Consider the following 20,811-nt stretch of genomic DNA (forward strand, 5'->3'; position numbering starts at 1 on the left):
TTGAAAATAATACAAGCTAAATGATCATAATTATAACTTAATCAATTGTGTTTTACCTGCAAAATTTTCTATTCCCTCTAGATCGGTAGCGGTAACCCATAGTTGCATGTTTAAGCCGGTAAAAAATTCGATTAAATATTGACGTCTTTTGTCGTCTAGATGCACAAAGACCTCATCTAAAAGTAAAATCGGTGCTATTTTAGTTAGCTTTATAGCATAATTCATTTCAGCAAGTATTATCGCAATTAATATAGCTTTCTGTTCACCTGTAGAACAGAATTTGGCTAAGATATTTTTCTTTTGATGCTTTACTAAAAAGTCGCTTTTATGAACTCCAAAACTAGTGCGACCGAGTAGTTTATCTTTGCTTCTTGTTTGATAAAGTTCTGCAGTAATAAAACTAACAATATTTTCTTCGCCGTCTAATATTTTTTGTTCAACAATGCCGTCAATCGATAAATCGGCCTTTGGAAACTCATTTTCAAGTTCATCTATTGCTTGCTGCATAAATTCTAAGGTTTTTAAGCGATTATTAGCAATATGGTTAGAAATATCGGCCATCTTTTCTTCGATAATTTTAAGCCAATTATCATCTCCTATATCTTCTGCTAGAATTTTATTTCTCTCATGCATGTAATATTCGTATTTACTAACTAGTTCTGCATGTTTTGGATCAAAATTATAAACTATTCTATCAAGAAATTTTCTTCTATCACTGCTACCGCTTGTAAAGATTCCTTCCATTTGCGGAGTCAGCCATACCATGCTAGTGAATTTACTTAACTCATTATTGGCTATTTTACTTTCGTTATACTCGGTTATTCTTCTATTAGAGCTACGTTTAAATTGTGTGGTAAATTCTGCAAGTCCTAGCTTACTTTGCAATAGAGCTTTTACGGTACAATGATCTTCTGAAGTCTTGCATATATCGGCAAGTTTCGCTGATCTCAGCCCTCTTCCTGGATAAAATAGCGATATAGCTTCTAAAATATTAGTTTTACCGCTACCGTTTTCACCTATTAAAATTATGGGGGTATTATCTGTTTTTAGTTCAAGATTTTTAAAATTACGATAATTTTCAAGACTTAAGGAACGTAGGAAGATATTTTTCATTTTATGAAAGAATAATAGTTAAATTATTGATACGTTGTATTTATACCGTCTAGAAATTGCCATAGTAGTTTTGCACCTTTTATTGCTCCTTGATATACTAATTTTTGTTCTTTTGAGCTTAAATTATTAATCAAATTTGCACATTCTTGTGCATGCCATTGATCAACTTTACTATGAACAATGAAAAATTGTAAAGTTCTGTAATCTGAAATTCCATAAAATTTTTGCAACCCTTGAATTTTAGAGTCAGATACTTCAGGAGTCTGACGTTCATAAGCATAAAGTGCTCCAAGACCTATAGAAAAAGATTTCTCCGTTGATTTAAAATAACCTTGAACAAGTTTTTGAGTTGAGTCTAATTTAGGTTCTGAAGTGAGCTGGTTTCTTAAACATCCAAGTCCTTCAGCAAAACGTTTCCATAGTTCCGGGTGATTTTCTTCACCTTGTTCTTCTTCTATAAGATTACCAAGTAATATTTGCCTAGCTTGTATATCGCTGCATTTGGAATGTATTGCACTTATATAACGCGGGAAAGCTGTAACGTGATGATAATATTCTTTTGCGTAAATTTGTAAAGTAGAATGAGTAAGTTTTCCCATATTCCATAATTGATAAAATGGATGATTTAAAAGATTATATCGTTCAAGATCTATATTAAGCTGTTCTAAAAATTTCATCTTACCTCCTTTTAGTAAATTTAGAGCTTTTTTAATATTTAAAAGTCTATTACCTAAATTACTGCCTATAGAAATATAAATCATAATGTCTCCTTTCCTGAATAAGAAAAAGAAACTCCGCCATGCACTCCTGAAACCGGTGATTTTAATTTAGTAACGGTTACGTTTAGAAAAATCTTTTCTAATTTAGATTCGATAAAATTTTGATAAATAATATCATATATTTGTGCGGCTAAATACTCGATAAGATTAAAGTGATTCTCTTGAGAAAGTTTTTGTACTAGCCGTACGATTTCTGCATAACAAACAGTATCGTTTATATTATCCGTTACAGTAGCAAGGGGAGGAGTTGAGAGAAAAGAGTTTTATGTTAATTTTTACAGGTTGAGCGTGGTGTTTTTCTTGAGTACTGCAGCCAAGATGTACCCAAGTTATTAGTTCTGAAATATTAAGTTTACATGAATAACTTAAGTTGAAAGCTTGATACCTATCATAATATTAATGTTAGTTTAGTATAAGCTCTTTATAAAAAGATACAATAGTTAAATTGATATACCGCCGCTTTTTTTAAAGCCGGCATGAGCTTTTTCAAGTTTTTTAATAAATTTAGGTGAATATGATTTAATGTCTTTTTCCTTGCCGCCTTCATATTTTTTAGCGAGTTTCATTCCCCCTTTGATCATATTATAGGCGAAGTTCATTAGCTTCGTTTCGCCTGCTATTCTTTTTGGGTTCATAAACATATAAATTTGGTAAACGGCAAAGCTTTTTAATAAAAGTTTTAAGTCTATTCTAGCTTGTTTGGTTAAACCTTGTAATTTGTCTTTTGGGTTTGCAAGGTTTTTATTAGCATCTCTAACTATTTTAGAATGCTGATGCATTAAATAATTACTGACTTCGGCAACATTCTTGTTAATGAGCTTCTCATCCATTTTAAGCTTTAAGTTTTTAGTTTTACCTAAATACTTACGGATTAATAAGATAATTCGGCTTTGCAGTTGAGTTAAATCCATAGTTTGCTCGTTTAAGATAGCAAGTATTCGCTCTATCTCATACTCAAATTCTTCATTTTGGCTTAATTCTTTAAAAATTTCCTCTACCTCTTTACTCTCAAGTACAAGATCGTCACTAATACCCATTAATGCATCTTTTATTTGATCGGCGATTTTTTTGGTATCTTCGGAAAATTGATTATTTGTCATAATCTAATTCATCGTTAAATATAGCTATTTTTATACTAGCACTACATTTCTGATTGTCTATTAAAATTGTATTAAGAGATATTAAATTTTTCTCATTGAGTATACTCTGAGGAATTATAACAAGCACCTAACATATTGCTAGAATCTTCATTATAATCGCTAGGTATATCCTTAAGGCTAAGTAGATATAGGTTCTCGTCTTTTTCCGTATTATTAAATTGTTGAGTAAAATCTTTATATTTTGTGGCTATCTTATTAAATTTAAGCTGAGTATCAAGAGAGGAGTATAAAGTACTTAGACATTTATAAAGGTTATGTAATATTATATTATTGTTATATTCATCTATGGTTATTGTTGCCGTTATAATATCGAAAAACGCTATTCTTGTTAATTCTTGTGCATCTCCTGCTAACTTTGTTAGCCCCTTGTTCTTAAAATATTTCGCTTGCTCTAAATATGCTTCAGTTAATACTAAAGATAATTTTGTTATATCTTCGATACCACCCTGTTGTATTTTGCTTATTATTTCTGATTTATGAGTATTGATTAAGCTTTCAAAAGCTTTTAATACGCCGTTTACATCGGGAGTTAAGTGTAAATATTTGAGAGCTTCAGAATAATTCTTCTTGCCGAGTTCTATATTTGCTTTAACAGAACCAAGTTCGGCAGCTTTTTTATATAACTCTATTGATTGATTCGGCGTTATTGTGGAGATTTTGGCTTTTTGGCAATAAATTTCAGCTAATTAACGCTTACAATGTTCTTCTTTATATTCTTTGGTATCTTCATAAGTGCTTTTTAATAATTGTTCTTCCTTATGTTTTTTAGACATATTGTCATAAGCATCTTTTAATAATGTCTCTAACTTGTTATAAGTATCTATCTCTTGTTGTGGAAGTATTTTAGAAGTAAGTAGCTTAAGATTACTATATTTATGTCTTCGTCTTTAATAATTTCTGTTATAGAACCGGTAATATATTCCCATAGTGATTTAGCATCTTCTTCATTGATGGGATTTATTAGGTTTTGTAAATTAGTAATATTTTTATCTATAGATAAATTCAGAGATAAATTTATTAAATTTGCTTTTAAGTTAGTTTTAATATCCTCTAAATTTTTTATATTAGCGGTTTTAATTCTTGTTAAAAATTCTCTCAGCTTAAATATATCATTAACTTCTGCAGTATCTAAAGTTTTGTTAGTTTTTATGTTATTATAAAAATTCTGAACAGTTTTATTTAATTTTTTAAGAAACGACTCTTTAGTACTCTCTATCATTGCTATGAAAGCTACTAATAATTCTCCATTTATATTATAGCTTGCTACCTCGCTAAATAAATTATCAAACCACTCTGAAGAATTAATTAAATTTGAATTCTCTTGAAAATTATTGATATTGGAAAAATATTTCAAATAATTTATAAGAGAATTTAAACTACTTTCCGGTTTTGAAATTTGTAAAATAGAATATAATTCATCACTAACCTTAAGAAAATTTGCTATAGTCTTGTCTTTATTGTTCCTAGTTTGAGAATCATTTAGGATTTTTATTAGTTGTACTAATTTTTGATTTTTAGATGGATCAAATATTGTATTTTTTTCTTTATCCCATATTTTATCTATTTCTGTTTTAAGTGCATCTATATTAGATTTTATTTCTAGATTAATCATCTTTATCGCACTTAAAATTTCTTGTGAATTATAATCATTGATGGTTATTTTATTACTTTTATTAGGTGTGATATAATCTTTATCATATAGAATCTTTAATATTTTTCCGTATTTTGGCTTATTACTAGGCTTAGGGAAAAATATGAATTGGATGTTAATTTAGCAATAATAGATTTTTGTTTTTCACTAAAGCTTTTTTCTTTAAGAGCTTCATTAAAAATATTAGATATTTGAATCTGAGTTTTCTCATTTATTGTGTCGGTAAAAATTACGGATATATTATTACCTGTGTCTATGGATTCAAATAAATTAGTAAATTCCCATAATACACCAGTAAGCTCTTTTATCTTATTTTGAGTATCAGGAGATTGAGCGTTTTGTATGGCAATATCTTTTATTACTAAAATAAATTTGGTTGGTTTAATATCTAAAATCTTTTGTAAAAAAATGTATTAAGAATTGACTGGGCAAATGAATGGTTGTTATTTATACTGTTACAAGTCATTAAATTCGGTTGATTTTTATTTGCAGGAACATTAAAGATGTCTATTTTTTCATCATGTCCGCTTGTTCTGATAAATTCAAAGTTTCCAAAGTCATCACTCTTAACTGCTAATTGTTTATCTTTAAAAAATTTAGTTAGAATATTTAAATCTTCTTTATTTGGTCCTAAGGTGACTATAGCTTTATTACTTTGATTAATAATAGGTGCATATTTTTGCTCATATTCATTTATCAGCTTAACAGGTTCTAATATTTCAAGAACAGATTTTTCCGTTTCTTGCTGTTGGTGTGTTTTAGTCATTTTTGACCAATCTAACATATTAATCATCCTCATCAGTTGTTTTTTTATTTAATAATCTTAACTTTAAGATTAACTAAAAATATGTATATGATAAAAATATCACAATTTAGATATTACGATATTTGATATAGTAAAAGATAATTTTTATTGCTCTAGATCCTGAGCATGATACAAGTGAGGAAAAAATATTTGGAAAAAATAGATATTAATTTTATAGGTTTAACGGGGGAGTACAAGATATTGAACAATTAGCAAACCAATTTAAGGTCTTCTATACATCCAAAATATTTGATGTAAAAACAAACGAATATGAATTACAACATTCTAATTTTGTGTATTTAATTAGCAGCCAAGGAAAATTTTTAAAGCATTATTGCTTAGGCTTACCAAAAAATGGTTAAATAAAAATATCATTTCTGCGAAAGTGGGAATTCAGTGCTTTTCTGTGTTCATCCCGTGGCTTGACCACGGGATGACATAGTGGGTTTAACAAAACCTCTTCGCAAAATGACACATGAGACATACCTAATGACGTTATCTAAGCATTCCCTATTTGTGATGAGAAATGTATTTCATCAATGCCTAAGTGTTTTAATGCATTATGCCATTTACTTTCAGGATTATCGGCAAAAATAAATTCTTTATTACAATCCATAGCCAGCCATAGATTTTTCTCTAATTCTTCTTCAAGCTGTCCTGGTTTCCATGCTGTATAACCGACAATGAATAAGCTATTTTTAGGTCCTTTACCGAAAGCTATATCTTCTGAAATTTCTAAATTAGAGCTTACTGCTAAATCATTATGGAAATCCAATAACAAATTTTTATTATAATCGCTAGAATGAAGAAAAAACCCTTTTTCATGTTCTACGGGCCCGCCAAGATATATAGGAACCATAACCGGGGTTGTTATTTCGTCATTTTTTATTTTAAAAAACGATTTTAAATCTATATGATTTACTAAACGGTTAAATATTAAACCTATTGCTCCTTCTTCCGTGTGTGATAACATATAAATTAAGGATTTATGGTAAATGCCTTTTGTAATTACATGTGGTGTAGCAACGAGTGTTTTACCGGATAAGTTATGAAAAATTTTATCGCCCATAAATAAAACTTTAATTATAATAATTAATATATAAGATTTAAATCCAATTATTCAATAGAAGTTAACAATAATGATCACATTTTTTGATATTACTATTTTTGCTATTATTACTCTTTTCTCATTTTTCGGCTTATATCAAGGTATAATCGGGTTTTCAACTAGAATACTCGGTTTTATTACTTCTATAATGTTAGGATATTTCTTATATCCATATATTTCTGAACTAATCGGGAAATATATGGATAATGAGGTTATAAGAATAATTATTGCCGGTGTTATATCTTATGTTATTTCTTTAATTTTATGTGTTTTTATAGTTTATAAATTTCTTGCTATAATTTCGTTTATGAGAAACGGTTTTATTGACAGATTCTTAGGGCTATTAGCGGGACTTACCGTAGGTACTACTATCTCGTTAGTACTATTTTTTATAACAATGATCTTTACTTCTGAAAACTATTTTAAAAGTAAATCTTTAAAAGATTTTGTAGTAAGTAGCAAACAGAGCAAATATGGAGGAGTGCTGAAAGTTTCCGTCACCACTGATTATTTAGATGAATTAAGTAAAAATATTATAGTTATAATTCCAAACGAGATTTTAAAATCTATTGAAATATTTGAAAATAAAGACCTAAATAATTTCAAAAACTCCCTTAAGAAATCAAGCGATTCTAATGATGATAAAGATATATTTTCTCAAGAATTATAAGATGAGCTTTCTAAATATAGATGATGAATAGGATGTTATTTTGACGTCATTGCGAGGAAATTACGTAAGTAATTGTACGTACGCAATCTCAGGAGTTTGTTATTATTTCATGAGATTGCCACGCAGTCTACGGCTGCTCGTAAGGCATTGTTGCGTGGACCGGTAAAACCCACTGTGTCACTCCGTGGCTTGACCACGGGGTCCATAAAAACAATAAAAAATACTAATAATTTTAGTATTTTTAACTGGATCCCGCAATCAAGTCGCGGGATGACAATTAGGAAACCGGTCCACACAACAATGCCTGCTCGCAATGACGATTACCCACCAAACAAGCACCATAACCCTTCTTCATTAAACCAGTATATTTCCTTTAAATTTTATAAATCACTCAATCGTAATTAATTAATAAATATTAACCAATAGTAAATTTATTAATTAAGTGTTGTGCGTCGTAAATAAATAGTGTATAATTACCAATAAGTTAAGTGGTAAAATCATTAAAAACAATAAGTTATAGGGGAAATTATGACTAATAAGAAAAAAACTTTTTTTTAATAAACTTTTACTAGCAACCAGTAGCATCGGGCTACTTGCAAGTGCAGAAAGCTTTGCGGTGGATATTGTTGCTGCAAGACCGACTGTTTACACACGAGATGGGAATGATTGGCAGTATAATGGAGCTCATTATAATCCACAAAACGGTGATAATATTATCTTAACGGAGAATAATCAGCGTCTTAATATTGATACTGATATTAATATAGGTAATATTAATCTTTACGGTTATACTTCATGGGGGCTTATAATTCCGACTAATAATCCAACTCGTCAAGTTAGTATTAATAATATAGTTAATGTTAATAACAATGAAACTCAAGCAGCAGTTCAAAATGCTTTAAGAGTTCCCCTAGGATATGGTGGTAATAAGAATGCAAAAGTGGATATACTACTTCACCATTAGGTAGCAAACAAAGGAGCATTAGTTGAGGATAGTAAATTAGTTATTAAGGGAAACGATATTAGTGCAGTCGGTGCAATTCGATTTGGCGGTGCGTCGGTTGAGTTAGTTTTTGAAAATAATAATATTACGGTTGATAATAGAATATACTCTAACGGTATAGAGAGAGGTAGATTAACTGTAGCAGGCAATAATGTAGTTTTTACAAAACCTATCGGTCACGATGGAATGAATCTTTTTAGTATTTCTGCATTACAGATAGAAAATAATAAAACAGCTACCTTAAAGTCCGATATTTATTCTAATGATATTGTTTTAGGACAAAATTCAAAATTAATTATAGATTCTTCTAAACAGAGTATAGATGTATGGTCCGGAGTTGCTTCCAATAATCCGGGGGATGATCATGGTATAGTTGAAGTAAAAGGAAAAATGCGGTAATTTTTCGTAAAAGCGTCGGCTTACAGGATTTTAGAGTTGCCGAGATAAAAATTGGAAATGAAAATAAAGCTGAATTCAAACAAAATGTATACGCAAAGAAGATTACAGTAGCAAGTAATGATGTTGAGTTTCAAGAAAAACTTGATATGACTCAGTATAATCAGGATAATAGAGGTAATAGAACTAATTTAATACATACCGGTAATTTAGAATTTACGAATCGCGGCAAAGTAAAGTTTAATAAAGATTTAATCGGTAACATTACTACTAGTAAAGCAGGCCAAGGTGAAGTAACTTTTGTAAATACTCCTAATATTTATGAAGTCGGTGCAGTAAATAAGAGGATTGAGAAGTTAACATTTACGGGTAATCATGTTCGTAACCTACATAAAAACATTTATGCTACCCAAGTTAACTTTGAGGCCGGTATTTATAATGTTCACGCTAATCCTGTTACAATTGAGGGAAATGCTAAAATTAACGGTTCAACATTTGACCTTAGACGTGACTTAATTCTTAACGGTAATGTAGAATTTTTCGGTAATATTACATTTAACGTAACCGGAGGATATAGTGTATTTTTTCAAAATAATCTCCCTAGCGTATTAGCCCGGTACAAGTATTGAGATTAATGTTAACGGTGCCTATCCCGTAGATGCAGTATCGGCATTATCTATTTTTAGGGTCAATGGCGGTGCATTTGTTCCTGAAGGGCATAATTATAATCCGGTTACGGGAAAAATGAACTTTAGGAACGGGTTACAAGTGCAACAAGCAGGACAAGCAGCGGCTCAAGAAGTAGCACAGCAGCAAGCAAGAGTTAATGCTCAAACACAAGCAGTACAGGCTCAAGCACGGTAAGTTCAAGTATTAAATCAGCAACAGCAACAAAAACAGACTGAACTACAAACACTACCTCAGCGACGTCAGGCTGTACAAGCACGAGCGCGAGCTGGAGTCCCGGTATTAGCAGGACAGCAAAGACAAGCTCAAGATATAGTAGATGCATTAGTGCAACAAGTAGCACAAGCAGCAGGACAAGCACAAGTTCAGCTTGATGCATTAGCTCAACAATAGCAAGCACAAGATGAGGTTGACCGTATAAATACGCAGCGAACACAAATACTAGGCGAAAATCAGAGGTTAGCCCAGCAGCAACCTAGATTACAAGCTGAAATTCAAGGATTACAGCGGCAACAGCAGCAAGTTCAGCAACAAGCTCAAGCACAGCAGAACCAGCAAGGACAGGGCCAAGGTCAAGGACAAGTTCAGCAGAATCAGCAAACAAGCACAGGCTCAAGCTCAGCGTGAAGCTAAAGAAAGAGCTGAACGGCAAAGACTGCAAGCTCAGCAACAGCAAGAAGAAGAAAGAAGAAATGAAAGATTAGCACAACAAGAGGCTAACGAAAGAGCAATAGTCGAAGAAAATAATAGAAGAATAGAAGAGCAAAGACTGTAAGCGGAGTATCAGCAACGTCAAGCTAACGAAATAAGAGTAGCCGAGGAATATGTTAAAAAACCTGAGCTGCAAAAATTAGCTGAGGTAATCAATAATACTATCGTTGTTTATACGGAAAATACTTTTGTAACGGAAGTGCAAAAAGAAGTGATCAGAGAAAAATCTGCACTTGTTATGAAAAATCCTGAAAAACATGAGGTAGAACTTGCTAAGGAGTTAGTAAATAATAAAGCTGAGCTTAAAGAAGTGGCTAAAGTAGCTAATGATGATACTGTTGTAGTGAGTAAAACAAAGCAAGAGCAATCTTTATTATTCGTAGCAAACTTAGCTCAAGTTGCACCTGATAATGCAAAAAAAGTAGTAGAGCATTTAACCGAGCAAGGAACAAGATCGGTTAGTGTAGCAAATGTTACGGCTGAAGCAGTAACTGCTAATATTAATAATCACCTATCAGGCGGTAGTGTGATAGCCGTTGTAGCAGGTGATGAAGAAACCTCTATAATTACTAAAAAAGGATTATGGGTTGCCGATACTTTCGGTTCAAGTAATCAAGATGCATATAAAGGTAATCCTAGCTATAAAGGCACGGTATCCGGCGGCACGATCGGCGGTGATCTTTACATCGGGGAAAATAGTCTTGTCGGTATTGCATATAGCCGTATGAACTCTGACTTTAAGTTTAAAGGTTCAAGCACCGGTGATAAATTATCGGCAGAAAGCGATATTATTTCTCTATACGGTCAACAACAATTTAGTAATGGCCTTTACAAGAAATATTTTCAGCAAGTAACAGTAAAATCAACAAGAAGGACTTAAGACCGGTCGGACCTAATAGTTATAAAACGGCTAGCGGTAAATATACAAGCAAAGCTTACGGTTTTGAGGGTAATGTCGGTTATCAATTCTCTGCTATGGACGGTATAAATTTAATGCCTAATATCGGTATTTAGATATAATACATATAAAGATAATGCTTATACCGAAACCGGTATAGGTGTGAATAATATGTATGTTGCAGGTAAATCCGGTAACTTAACTACAGGGATTGCAGGTATAAAACTAACCGCTCCTAAGAAATTATCAAACGATACTAAAATAGTATCCGGACTGCATGCTTCCATAGGAAATAGCTTTAGCAATAAGCAACCTAAGGTGAAAGCTAGATTTGTTGGGGCAGATAATTACTTTGAGAACACTACAAGTAGCAGCACACCGAAAGTCGGCTATAATGTAGGTGCAAGTTTACTTACGGCTCATAAGAATATTGAGCTACTTGCAACGTATAACTGTAATTTACGCAGCAAATATACTAGCCATCAAGGTTCATTAAAGTTAAAGATATTGTTCTAATAATATCTTTCCTGTAGAAACGGGATACTAAATCGTCATTGCGAGCAGCCGTAGGCTGCGTGGCAATCTCATGAAATAATAACAAACTCCTGAGATTGCTTCGTCAAATTACTTTGTAATTTCCTCGCAATGACGGAAAAACCGATATCCACGCAGCAATGCCTCCTCGCCTTGTGAATTCCTTGCTCTTTTTGAAGTTTATCTTCGTCTACTATTCTTCATTTCACATCAGTATACTCATAATTCCCTAACCGGTTTTAGTACTAACTTTTTGTTACTAAAGATATTAATTTTAGAAAAGAAATTGCTTTTTGGCTTTTTAAAATCACGTTTATAATTTTCACCGGTGACAGCATTATAGCTAGTAATCAGAGAAGGTATAACCTTGTTATAATATATTTTATAAAGGTCATGCATAGTTTCTTTGGTAGTTAAATACCCCCATTTTACGGCTTGTTGCGGTACTCTAGCAAGTGCTTCAATACAGGCTACAGCTTCTTCAATTTCAGGGTTTTTATTTTTATACACGTCAGCGTTTGGTGATAAATTAGCTTGCATATCTTTAAACATAGCCTCAATCATTAATGCCATATATTTATCGGTTTTAAATTTTTTTACAAATATTAGGTTATTCCTACTGCTATAATTTAAAAGCCGAAATTTATATATAAAAATCATGAATTTTATAGCATAAACTTTTAAGCCGCTAACTTTATTTACATTATAAAATTTAAGTTTCGTTTCATAATCTAATTGCTTTTTCATACCTGCTTTAAGGAGCTTAGCCAGCAAATTATGACAATGTATTATATCATTTTTTCTAGCAATTCGTACTTTATCGGTAGCTTTAGTACCGGAAAAATTAGCTGAATGGCGAGTTATTTGCCGCCCCCTATCATCTCTTTTTATATCGGCAAAATGCCCAAGTTCTTGAGCTGCGATAATCTGAAGTCTTGCTGCCGCAGCAAAGCCGTTGCCGTAAGTCGGATGATCTTTATTGTTTTCAGCAAAAGGATTACCGCCGCATGAAACAAAAATAGCCACGTCCTTACCGTTAGTGCTTTGCATACCGCTATTACCGCCTACCCGTTGCCAGCTAACCATATCCATCATATCGCCGATATTATGTGAGTAGGTAAGGAATACTTCTGTCTTATTAAAAAGAAGCCATCTTATTACGATTGGATGAGCAGACTGTACAAAAAGACGTGCCAGCATTTCGGTTACTTCTTTCTTAACCGGCTGTAGCTTTTGTATTTGCTTTTTTAAATTGTCGAAAATTGATTTTATTTTTTGATCTGAAGCAGAGTTTCTGTATAAATTTTGAAAAAGCTTGGTAGTTTCGGGGACTAAATGCGGACTTGTTAGTTCTTCTTTACTAACCATTAAGTTTATATTAAGAGCAGGCTCGATAAACCTTGCAAAATTGCAGCAATCATCGGTATCTATCCGTAATTTACCGGACTTAATTAATTGCATCGCTAAATGCTCATACTCTATTTCCATGTCCTGCTTATAAATAGCAGGAACACGGTCAAGAATGTGATATATGCTAGTCATTTTATTTGTTTAGTGATTATTATCTTCTACATTACCTGTTGGTAGTACATCATCATTTTCGTCTATATTTAAAGGTAGGACCTCTAAGTTAAATACAAGTTCAGGTTCATTAGATACGTGCTTCGGTTTAGGTTCTTCTTCGAATATAAGGTTTACAACAACATCTACCTTAGGGAATACTGTGTCAAAGCAATCTTTAAAAAATTTATCCGACTATTTTAACTTTATTGCATCTAATGCTTTTTGTCTACCATCTTCATTTTTAATACATATGTTAATTACCTCTCTCCTAAAAAATAAATGAGGATAATCATTGAAAATTTTTGTAATTAGCTCCGGCTGTTTCTCGCTAAAATATTCGAGACATACCTTATTACCATATCTAAATATTTTATATGCTAAGAATAAGACAAAACAACCTTGTTCTTCTTCAGTAAATTTATCAGCAAAATATTTTTGATTAAGAAAATCTTCAACTCCTCTTCTGATGTCGGTTGAAGAAATCGCTATTTTTTTCAAAAGTGGTTTTGAGAAATCAACCGAAAGGCAAGATATCTTTATACTGCGCAGTTGTCCGCTTTTTGCTTTCTCAGTTATTATTTCAGATTCAGATACTTGCTTTTCCATTTGCCATAAATCATACTCTACATTGCCGGGAGTAGTTTTCTTTATATCATCCCATGAGATGTGCTTAATCCTTCTTTTGTAGTAGTTAAAATTTGATTTAACAACGATTTAGAACTCTTTAATATATCTTCTGCATGATGATACATATAACTAATCAAAGAAATAGTATCTTGAAGTGCTACTTTTTCCATAGGATTACTATTCATTTCTTTGGTATTATTGGTATCATAACGAAAAAATTTATTTTGCATCGGCAGTTTAGTCGTAAAGAAATTACTAAAATCTGTCTCATTAGTTTTTGTGATTTCCGCACTCCTTAAATTAGCAAAAAGTAAAGCTAATCTCTGTAAATCTTGTCCTACAGGCACGGTCATATCAGATTGTTTATTAATCATTTTACAAAATTTAGTAAGTACATCTACTAGCTTTTTTTCTTCCTTAGAGTTAAACATATTATCACCGGCATCATGCAGAACTGCTATTAGAGCAGTGATAATAGGATTTAAAAAACCGGACGCTGCTATGTCGCCAAGGTAACAAACCCATTTTATAAGAGAAGAGGCACTCACACGTTCCAAATGCCCTGCATCAGGAACTACTAAGCCGCTACTTACGGCACTAGCAGCAATACATAAGCCATATTAAAATATTTATAATATTCTTCTAATTTAGGATCAATGCCTTTCAATTTTGTAATTTGCTCGTTTATATCTGCGGTAAGTGGGATATTTGCAGATTGTAACATTTTTTTTATGTCTGCAGTTGCTTGCTCATGTCGAGCTATATCTTGATCATGTTTAACTACTATGCTTATTACTGCATTTAATTTTTGACTCACTTCTATTATATCATGCGAATCTTTATTGTTAAACGAAGTTAATTGACTACTATCTCTCGATAACATCAGTGAATTAGTAGTTTTATTAAGTTCTGGAGTTATTTGACTGAGAATTTCTTGAAATTCTTTCTCATTCTCTGGGCAAGGTTTATATTTTTTAAGTACAGTACCAGCTTCGCTTAATTTGCCTGCTTTATAAAAAGCTTTTCCTAATAAAAAATCAGTATCTTTAGGTTTAGATGTATATGTATATAGAGCTGCTTGTCGTAATGAAGCTACTGCCAAAGGGTTTGTTGCTCAGTTATATTATTAGTATACTCTCCCCAACATAAGTAAGTGAAGCCTTCATAATAATAATAGGCATGTAGAAAATCTTTATATTGTTTAATTAAAGTAAATATATTAAGTGCTTTTTTATATTCATTTTTACTTAAAAGCTCTCTTCCTTCAGAGATTAATTGGTCTACTATCTCTTTCATATTCTAATCTATATTAGTTAATTGTTTAAATCATATTTATGACCGCCGTTGATGGAAATAGTCTCGCCTGTTATAAAACCGGCATTTTTATCAACTAAAAATGCTACGGCTCTAGCTATTTCTTCCGGCTGTCCTAGTCTTTTTTTGGGGATACTATTAACGATTTTAACAAGCACGTCTTCGGGTACTGCTCCTACCATTTCGGTTGCAATATACCCTGGAGCTATACAGTTAACGGTGATATTTTTAGAAGCAGTTTCACGAGCAAGGGCCTCAGTAAAGCCGATAATTCCGGCTTTAGCAGCAGAGTAATTAGTCTGTCCAACCTGCCCTGCTTGAGCATTAATTGAACTGATATTTACTATACGACCGTAATCTTGGTTTCGCATCTGCTCCATTACGCTACTAGACATATTAAAGCAAGAATTGAGATTAACGTTAATCACATCATTCCAATCTTGATGACTCATTCTATGTAGCATTTTATCTTTGGTAATACCGGCATTGTTAACAAGAATACTTACCGGTTTTTTAAATTTCTCTTCAATTTCCTTTACTGCTTGCTTGCATTCTTCAAAATCTGCAACATTCCAGCGTTTGGTTTTTATACCGTATTTTTCTTCCATTTCTTTAGCAGCGTCGTAATTGCTGAAAAAATTAGCAACTACCGTAAGACCCTTATTTTTTAATTCTAGAGCGGTAGCTTTACCTATTCCTCTAGTACCGCCTGTTACAATTGCAAGTTCTGACATTATTTTTCCATACCTATATTTTGACTTTTATTAAATTTAACCGGTGGGGTTATACTTGGTTTAAACTGTGACACCGATTTAGTTACTACCGGTTTAACAACTTTCCTATCACTGCGTATTACGATAGATTCTTTAGGATGATTTTTTTCATATTCTGCATCTATCTTTTCATCCATTTTTTTTGTCTTCAATTTTATTAGTTTTAGCAGTTAATTCCATTATAGCAGCAAGTGCTTCTTTTCTACTTTTTGGAATGGCTCTTTTATTTTCTTTTTTAGTGCCGTAACAACCTATTGTTGCACCGCCTGCATAAATACTACCTGCTTGCTCAATATTTTTTCTTAATGTGACGGCTTTTTTAATATTTCTTTTTCCTTATCCGTTAAATTTACATTGTTAATTATTTCTGCTGCATTTCCTTTAGGTTTATTTATCCTAAAAAAACGTTCAAATTTGCTTCTAGGTTTAATATGTGCTTTTAATTCATCAATTCCTTTTTCAGTCGGTAAATTTTCTGCTATTTTGTTTAAAGTATCGCTCACTCCTGAAAAGTTATTTGTTACTCCTATAAGCCTAAATAAATTAAGAGGAGTATTAGTATTTTTCCCACCGACACTTTCCATAGATTTTTTTGTCTGCTCAACAATTGTGGGATCATTGCCGACTCCTATAGGATCTGAGTTTAATGTATTGGTATGAAGAGTAACACCGTCTTCAGTCCATTCTTGGGCTTGGCGTGCATTTAAGTCGGTAATTTTTTGTCTAGAATCTATATCATCCGAAATCGAGGCTAATGTACCTGCATGTTTAGATGTAAGCAATGTTTCAAAATTTTTACCGTCTTTGTCAGTTATTGCACCAATTTTCTCAAAGGTATTTTTCATGCCAACAATTTGTTGTAACTGGGTTGGGATAACATGCCTACCGTTTTGAATTGTATCAGCGTACTGATCAACAAGCTTTTTCTCCCATTCAGGCATTACATTATACCAGTTTTTACCGTCTCTATTTTGATATTCTTGCTTTTGTTCTTCTGTCAAGCCTTTAAAAGCTACTTCCGCTTCAACTACAATATGCTCTTTTCCCTCATTATTGATGACTTTTGACAAAGTTACTATATTACAATGCTCATCATTGAAATTTTGAAAATCTTTAGCAACATTTAATTTTTTATGAGCATTTTTAATACCATTTTTTCCTAGCAATTCAGCAACGTTGTCAATCTCAGCTTGCATATTTTTCCTTCAATTTTAGTAAGCTTTATACCGGTTTTCTCATGACGTAAAATTTCTAAACCCTGTAATGCCTCGGTAAAGCTGCCTTTTTCAATTTTAGCTCTATTTGTTTCTAAAGGAACGCCTACTCCTGGTGTAGTTAAAAATTCTTTTGTATGATTTAACAAAAACTCCTTATCGTTATCAAATTGTTTTTTAATGATGAAAGCATTATAAAATTCTATATGTAGTTGTTCATCTCTTGTTATTTTAATTAAAAATTATTATATTAAAATTTAACTTTATTAATTAAAATGTGTTATTTATATGAATATCGATAAATTTACTGCACATGCTAAATCAGTGATAGCTAGTAGTCAATCGCTTGCTGCTAAAAACGATCATCAGCAAATATTACCTTTGCATTTATTATCTAGTCTTTTAAGTGAAGAAACAGGTATAATTCAAACCCTTATTAATAATACCGGCGGTAATATAAACTTATTAAAAGATCAAGTTCAGCTAGAACTAAATAAAATCCCAAAAGTTCAGGTTGAGGGAGGGGGACAAGTTTATTCTTCTGCTGAAGTTCTTAAAGTTTTAGAAAAAGCGAGTAGCATTGCTAAAGACAGCGGGGATAGTTTTGTAACCATAGAGCGTATATTTGAAGCATTAACTTATGATAATACTATAGCCGGTAAAATTTTAACGAATAATAGAATTAATAGTAAAAAATTAGCAGCAGCTATTTTACAGTTTCGTAAAGGCAAAAAAGCAGATACCGAATCGGCAGAAAATAGTTACGATGCTCTAAAGAAATACGGCAGAGATGTAACAGAGCTTGCCGAAAGCGGTAAGCTTGACCCGATAATCGGGCGTGATGAAGAAATAAGAAGAACCGTGCAGGTACTATCACGCCGTATGAAAAACAATCCTGTATTGATCGGCGAACCCGGAGTCGGTAAAACTGCTATAATAGAGGGACTTGCACAACGCATATTTAGTAAGGACGTACCTGAGTCGCTTATGAACTGCCGTATTATTGAGCTTGATATGGGAGCATTAATAGCGGGGGCTAAATATCGAGGTGAATTTGAGGAGCGTCTTAAAGCAGTGCTTAGCGAAATCAAAGAATCAAGCGGTGAAATTATTTTATTTATCGATGAATTGCATCTATTAGTCGGTACGGGAAAAACCGACGGTGCTATGGATGCCTCGAATTTGCTAAAGCCAATGCTTGCTCGTGGTGAGCTGCACTGTATCGGTGCTACTACTCTAGATGAATATCGTAAATATATCGAGAAAGATGCGGCACTTGCTCGTCGTTTTCAGCCTGTTTACGTGAGTGAGCCGACGGTTGAGGATACTATATCAATACTTAGAGGAATTAAAGAAAAATATGAGCTACATCATGCAGTGCGAATTTCCGATAGTGCAATAGTTGCAGCAGCGACGTTATCAAACCGTTATATTACCGATCGTTATTTGCCTGATAAAGCTATTGATTTGATTGATGAAGCTTGTAGCCGTATGAAAATAGAGCTATCAAGTAAACCCGAAGAGCTTGATGAGCTGGACCGTCGTATTATTCAGATAAAAATAGAGCTTGCAGCACTTAAAAAAGAAAATGACGAGCATTCTAAAAAGAAAATAGAGCATTTAACTACAGAATTAGAAAAATTAGAGTCTAAATCCTATGATATGGGAGCTAAATGGCAAGCTGAAAAGTCTAAACTACAGCAAGCACAAAAGCTCAAAGAAGAACTAGACCGTAGCCGAAACGAGCTTGAACGTGCCGAACGTGATACTAATCTCGCTAAAGCTAGTGAGCTAAAATACGGAATTATACCTGAGATTATGAAAAAGATTCAGGAAGCTGAAAGTATGGATAATAAAGGGCTGTTAAAAGAAATTGTATCGGAAAGCGATATAGCGAGTATTATCTCTCGTATTACTGGTATTCCAATTGATACAATGCTATCAAGTGAACGTGAGCGTCTGCTTGTGATGGAGCAGAAGCTACGTGAATCGGTCATAGGGCAGGGTGAAGCAATTAAAGGGGTCAGTGATGCGGTTAGAAGATCACGTGCAGGTATTCAGGATATTAACCGCCCTCTTGGTTCATTCTTATTCTTAGGACCGACCGGCGTCGGTAAAACCGAACTTACCAAAGCTTTAGCCGGTTTTCTTTTTGATGACCGTAATGCAATACTTCGTATAGATATGTCGGAATATATGGAGAAGCATGCTGTTTCTTGCCTGATAGGAGCACCTCCCAGCTATATCGGATATGATCAAGGCGGGGTGTTGACGGAGGCAGTAAGACGCCGTCCTTATCAAGTAATATTATTTGATGAAGTTGAAAAAGCCCATCCCGATATATTTAATATTATGCTGCAAATACTTGATGAGGGAAGATTAACCGATAGTCAGGGTATCACGGTTGATTTTAAGAATACTATTATAGTTTTAACGTCTAATTTAGGTGCTGAGATACTCGTTAATCAGAAAGAGGACGAAGATACATATAAAGTAAAGGATGAGGTTATGGAATATGTAAAAGCAGTATTTAAGCCTGAGTTTTTAAACAGACTAGACGAGATTATATTATTCCATCGCCTAAATCGTGATAATATTCATGATATAGTTAAGATACAGCTTGAAAGCTTAAAGAAAATTTTACTAGCACAAAATATTATTCTTGAATTTGATGAATCTGCCTTAAATTATTTAGCCAAAAAAGGTTATGATCCAAGCTTTGGAGCAAGACCCTTAAAACGTCTTATCCAGCGGGAAATACAAAATAATTTAGCCAAAATGATTTTAGCAGGCGAAATAAGTAGCGGTAAAACGGTTAAAATAAATGCAAAGGATAAAGAATTGAAGGTAACAATGAGTTGATTAATTTTTTCCGAATAGCGAATTATCGCATAATCCACTATTCCTGTTAAAGGCACTGTCTAATAATTATCGATTTCGTCATTGCGGGCTATTAAAAGATTTGTTGCATGGCTCAAAAAATGCGTTCGATATCATTCCCGCGGAAGCGGGAATCCAGAAAAATAACTTCTTAATATTGACAAAATAAACCTAAAAAAACAAGTTTTCTATAGATTTTAATGGATTCCCGCTTCCGCGGGAATGATACAAAACGAGCAATGCAACAAAACCACAACTAAAAGGAGTATGGCAATCTAGAAAAAGTAATAAAAAAATTCTATAAATTAGTATTAATAAAATTCAGTTTCAGCTAATGTTATACTTTCAGTACCTGATAATTTATAACAATCATTACTAGTAGAGTTAGGAATTTGTAAGTCAAATAATAGTGCTTTTTCTTCTTTATACGGATCAATTAAGTAAGAATTTGTAATATCTGTAACTATTGGCGATAAGTAGGTTGTTGTTTCAATAAGCTTATCAATAACATTCTGTCCGTCTTTTAATATTTTATCGACTAGTTTTTTATCTTTATAAAAAGTATTTACGGCACCTATTAAGGTTGTTGATATCTCACATATAATAACACCGTTTTTAATTATATTGGTTATATTAGAGTCTAATTTTGCTGTTTTAGAAAAAATTAAAGAAATAACAGTAGGATATTTATTAAATACATTAGGTAGTTCTAAAAAATTACTTACGGCTGAATAGGCAGAATTTGTTGCTTCTGAAAAACAATTAAATGCTTTGTAGATGTTTTTATAATTGTTATTGCTCATAAACTTACCTCTTTTTTATATAGATAATTACCATGTTTTATGGTAATTACATATCATACTACTAAATTAAGAAGTGTCAATATTAAAAAATTATATTTCTTCTTAGAGGATATCAGTAAATA

At 32.5% G+C, this 20,811-nt stretch carries 23 protein-coding genes and 3 pseudogenes; 9 read left to right on the forward strand and 17 right to left on the reverse strand.

Annotation, left to right across the window (positions count from 1 at the left end; genetic code table 11):
• Window positions 1-30: 30 nt before the first annotated feature.
• The 6 genes from recF to MB29_RS04495 all read right to left on the reverse strand — a co-directional run bounded on the left by recF (window position 31) and on the right by MB29_RS04495 (window position 5,487).
• Window positions 31-1,113: a DNA replication/repair protein RecF gene (recF, locus tag MB29_RS04475; RefSeq protein WP_032139224.1), complete on the reverse strand. Its 1,083-nt coding sequence runs from the start codon at window positions 1,111-1,113 to the stop codon at window positions 31-33.
• A 23-nt stretch (window positions 1,114-1,136) separates the two neighbouring features.
• On the reverse strand, window positions 1,137-1,790 hold the full coding sequence (locus tag MB29_RS04480) for a CADD family putative folate metabolism protein (protein ID WP_032139247.1): 654 nt from the start codon (window positions 1,788-1,790) through the stop codon (window positions 1,137-1,139).
• A gap of 80 nt (window positions 1,791-1,870) precedes the next feature.
• A complete protein-coding gene (locus tag MB29_RS12820; RefSeq protein ID WP_324607279.1) occupies window positions 1,871-2,110 on the reverse strand; it encodes a dihydroneopterin aldolase in 240 nt (79 codons plus the stop codon).
• Window positions 2,111-2,332: 222 nt separating this feature from the next.
• Entirely contained in the window at window positions 2,333-2,992 is a 660-nt protein-coding gene (locus tag MB29_RS04485; RefSeq protein ID WP_032139225.1) for a DUF5394 family protein, read from the reverse strand.
• 880 nt (window positions 2,993-3,872) lie between these two features.
• Window positions 3,873-4,664 carry a hypothetical protein gene (locus MB29_RS10275; protein ID WP_084686873.1) on the reverse strand — a complete coding sequence of 264 codons (792 nt, stop codon included), beginning with the start codon at window positions 4,662-4,664 and terminating at the stop codon, window positions 3,873-3,875.
• A 427-nt stretch (window positions 4,665-5,091) separates the two neighbouring features.
• Window positions 5,092-5,487, reverse strand: coding sequence for a hypothetical protein (locus tag MB29_RS04495; RefSeq protein WP_215426229.1), 396 nt, complete (start codon window positions 5,485-5,487; stop codon window positions 5,092-5,094).
• A 116-nt stretch (window positions 5,488-5,603) separates the two neighbouring features.
• Here MB29_RS04495 and MB29_RS10280 point away from each other — a divergent pair.
• A pseudogene (locus MB29_RS10280) lies at window positions 5,604-5,870 on the forward strand (SCO family protein); the annotation flags it as partial.
• Between the two features lie 137 nt (window positions 5,871-6,007).
• On the opposite strand, the gene MB29_RS04500 reads toward MB29_RS10280, so the two are convergent.
• On the reverse strand, window positions 6,008-6,577 hold the full coding sequence (locus MB29_RS04500; RefSeq protein ID WP_032139227.1) for a YqgE/AlgH family protein: 570 nt from the start codon (window positions 6,575-6,577) through the stop codon (window positions 6,008-6,010).
• 70 nt (window positions 6,578-6,647) lie between these two features.
• Here MB29_RS04500 and MB29_RS04505 point away from each other — a divergent pair.
• The 7 genes and pseudogenes from MB29_RS04505 (at window position 6,648) to MB29_RS04530 (ending at window position 11,497) form a co-directional block, all read left to right on the forward strand.
• Window positions 6,648-7,317, forward strand: a pseudogene (locus MB29_RS04505) (CvpA family protein).
• Window positions 7,318-7,382: 65 nt separating this feature from the next.
• On the forward strand, window positions 7,383-7,691 hold the full coding sequence (locus tag MB29_RS11600; protein ID WP_215426230.1) for a hypothetical protein: 309 nt from the start codon (window positions 7,383-7,385) through the stop codon (window positions 7,689-7,691).
• Window positions 7,692-7,902: 211 nt separating this feature from the next.
• Entirely contained in the window at window positions 7,903-8,250 is a 348-nt protein-coding gene (locus tag MB29_RS09140) for a hypothetical protein (RefSeq protein ID WP_051965313.1), read from the forward strand.
• Window positions 8,251-8,475: 225 nt separating this feature from the next.
• Complete coding sequence (locus MB29_RS09150; protein WP_051965315.1) at window positions 8,476-8,688, forward strand: hypothetical protein; 213 nt, start codon at window positions 8,476-8,478, stop codon at window positions 8,686-8,688.
• Between the two features lie 146 nt (window positions 8,689-8,834).
• Window positions 8,835-9,314, forward strand: coding sequence for a hypothetical protein (locus tag MB29_RS08510; RefSeq protein ID WP_051965316.1), 480 nt, complete (start codon window positions 8,835-8,837; stop codon window positions 9,312-9,314).
• 968 nt (window positions 9,315-10,282) lie between these two features.
• A complete protein-coding gene (locus tag MB29_RS10290; RefSeq protein ID WP_084686875.1) occupies window positions 10,283-10,963 on the forward strand; it encodes an autotransporter outer membrane beta-barrel domain-containing protein in 681 nt (226 codons plus the stop codon).
• A gap of 189 nt (window positions 10,964-11,152) precedes the next feature.
• Window positions 11,153-11,497, forward strand: coding sequence for an autotransporter outer membrane beta-barrel domain-containing protein (locus tag MB29_RS04530; protein ID WP_032139249.1), 345 nt, complete (start codon window positions 11,153-11,155; stop codon window positions 11,495-11,497).
• Window positions 11,498-11,734: 237 nt separating this feature from the next.
• On the opposite strand, the gene MB29_RS04535 is transcribed toward MB29_RS04530, so the two are convergent.
• The 9 genes and pseudogenes from MB29_RS04535 to MB29_RS04590 form a co-directional block, all read right to left on the reverse strand.
• Window positions 11,735-13,057: a DUF2748 family protein gene (locus tag MB29_RS04535; protein WP_032139230.1), complete on the reverse strand. Its 1,323-nt coding sequence runs from the start codon at window positions 13,055-13,057 to the stop codon at window positions 11,735-11,737.
• Window positions 13,058-13,066: 9 nt separating this feature from the next.
• A pseudogene (locus MB29_RS12825) lies at window positions 13,067-13,596 on the reverse strand (hypothetical protein).
• A 129-nt stretch (window positions 13,597-13,725) separates the two neighbouring features.
• Window positions 13,726-14,262 (reverse strand): hypothetical protein, encoded by a 537-nt coding sequence (locus tag MB29_RS12830; protein WP_233418940.1) that lies wholly within the window; start codon window positions 14,260-14,262, stop codon window positions 13,726-13,728.
• A 32-nt stretch (window positions 14,263-14,294) separates the two neighbouring features.
• Window positions 14,295-14,807 (reverse strand): hypothetical protein, encoded by a 513-nt coding sequence (locus MB29_RS12835; protein WP_233418941.1) that lies wholly within the window; start codon window positions 14,805-14,807, stop codon window positions 14,295-14,297.
• A complete protein-coding gene (locus MB29_RS04565) occupies window positions 14,798-15,001 on the reverse strand; it encodes a hypothetical protein (RefSeq protein ID WP_032139231.1) in 204 nt (67 codons plus the stop codon). The genes MB29_RS12835 and MB29_RS04565 overlap by 10 nt, the downstream gene beginning before the upstream one ends.
• A 17-nt stretch (window positions 15,002-15,018) precedes the next feature.
• Complete coding sequence (locus MB29_RS04570) at window positions 15,019-15,753, reverse strand: SDR family oxidoreductase (protein WP_032139232.1); 735 nt, start codon at window positions 15,751-15,753, stop codon at window positions 15,019-15,021.
• Window positions 15,753-15,944: a hypothetical protein gene (locus MB29_RS11610; protein WP_215426236.1), complete on the reverse strand. Its 192-nt coding sequence runs from the start codon at window positions 15,942-15,944 to the stop codon at window positions 15,753-15,755. The genes MB29_RS04570 and MB29_RS11610 overlap by 1 nt, the downstream gene beginning before the upstream one ends.
• Window positions 15,945-16,094: 150 nt before the next feature.
• Entirely contained in the window at window positions 16,095-16,988 is an 894-nt protein-coding gene (locus MB29_RS12840) for a hypothetical protein (protein ID WP_233418942.1), read from the reverse strand.
• The gene (locus MB29_RS04590) at window positions 16,952-17,155 is read right to left on the reverse strand and encodes a hypothetical protein (protein WP_032139233.1); all 204 of its coding nucleotides are present in this window, start codon (window positions 17,153-17,155) and stop codon (window positions 16,952-16,954) included. Before MB29_RS04590 ends, MB29_RS12840 begins: the two co-directional genes overlap by 37 nt.
• A gap of 139 nt (window positions 17,156-17,294) precedes the next feature.
• Between MB29_RS04590 and clpB the strand changes: the two genes are divergently transcribed.
• The gene (gene clpB, locus MB29_RS04595) at window positions 17,295-19,868 is read left to right on the forward strand and encodes an ATP-dependent chaperone ClpB (protein ID WP_032139234.1); all 2,574 of its coding nucleotides are present in this window, start codon (window positions 17,295-17,297) and stop codon (window positions 19,866-19,868) included.
• A 329-nt stretch (window positions 19,869-20,197) separates the two neighbouring features.
• On the opposite strand, the gene MB29_RS04600 is transcribed toward clpB, so the two are convergent.
• Entirely contained in the window at window positions 20,198-20,689 is a 492-nt protein-coding gene (locus tag MB29_RS04600; protein ID WP_032139235.1) for a DUF5424 family protein, read from the reverse strand.
• Between the last annotated feature and the right edge of the window lie 122 nt (window positions 20,690-20,811).

Source organism: Rickettsia tamurae (genome assembly GCF_000751075.1).
In the GTDB taxonomy this organism is placed as follows: domain Bacteria; phylum Pseudomonadota; class Alphaproteobacteria; order Rickettsiales; family Rickettsiaceae; genus Rickettsia; species Rickettsia tamurae.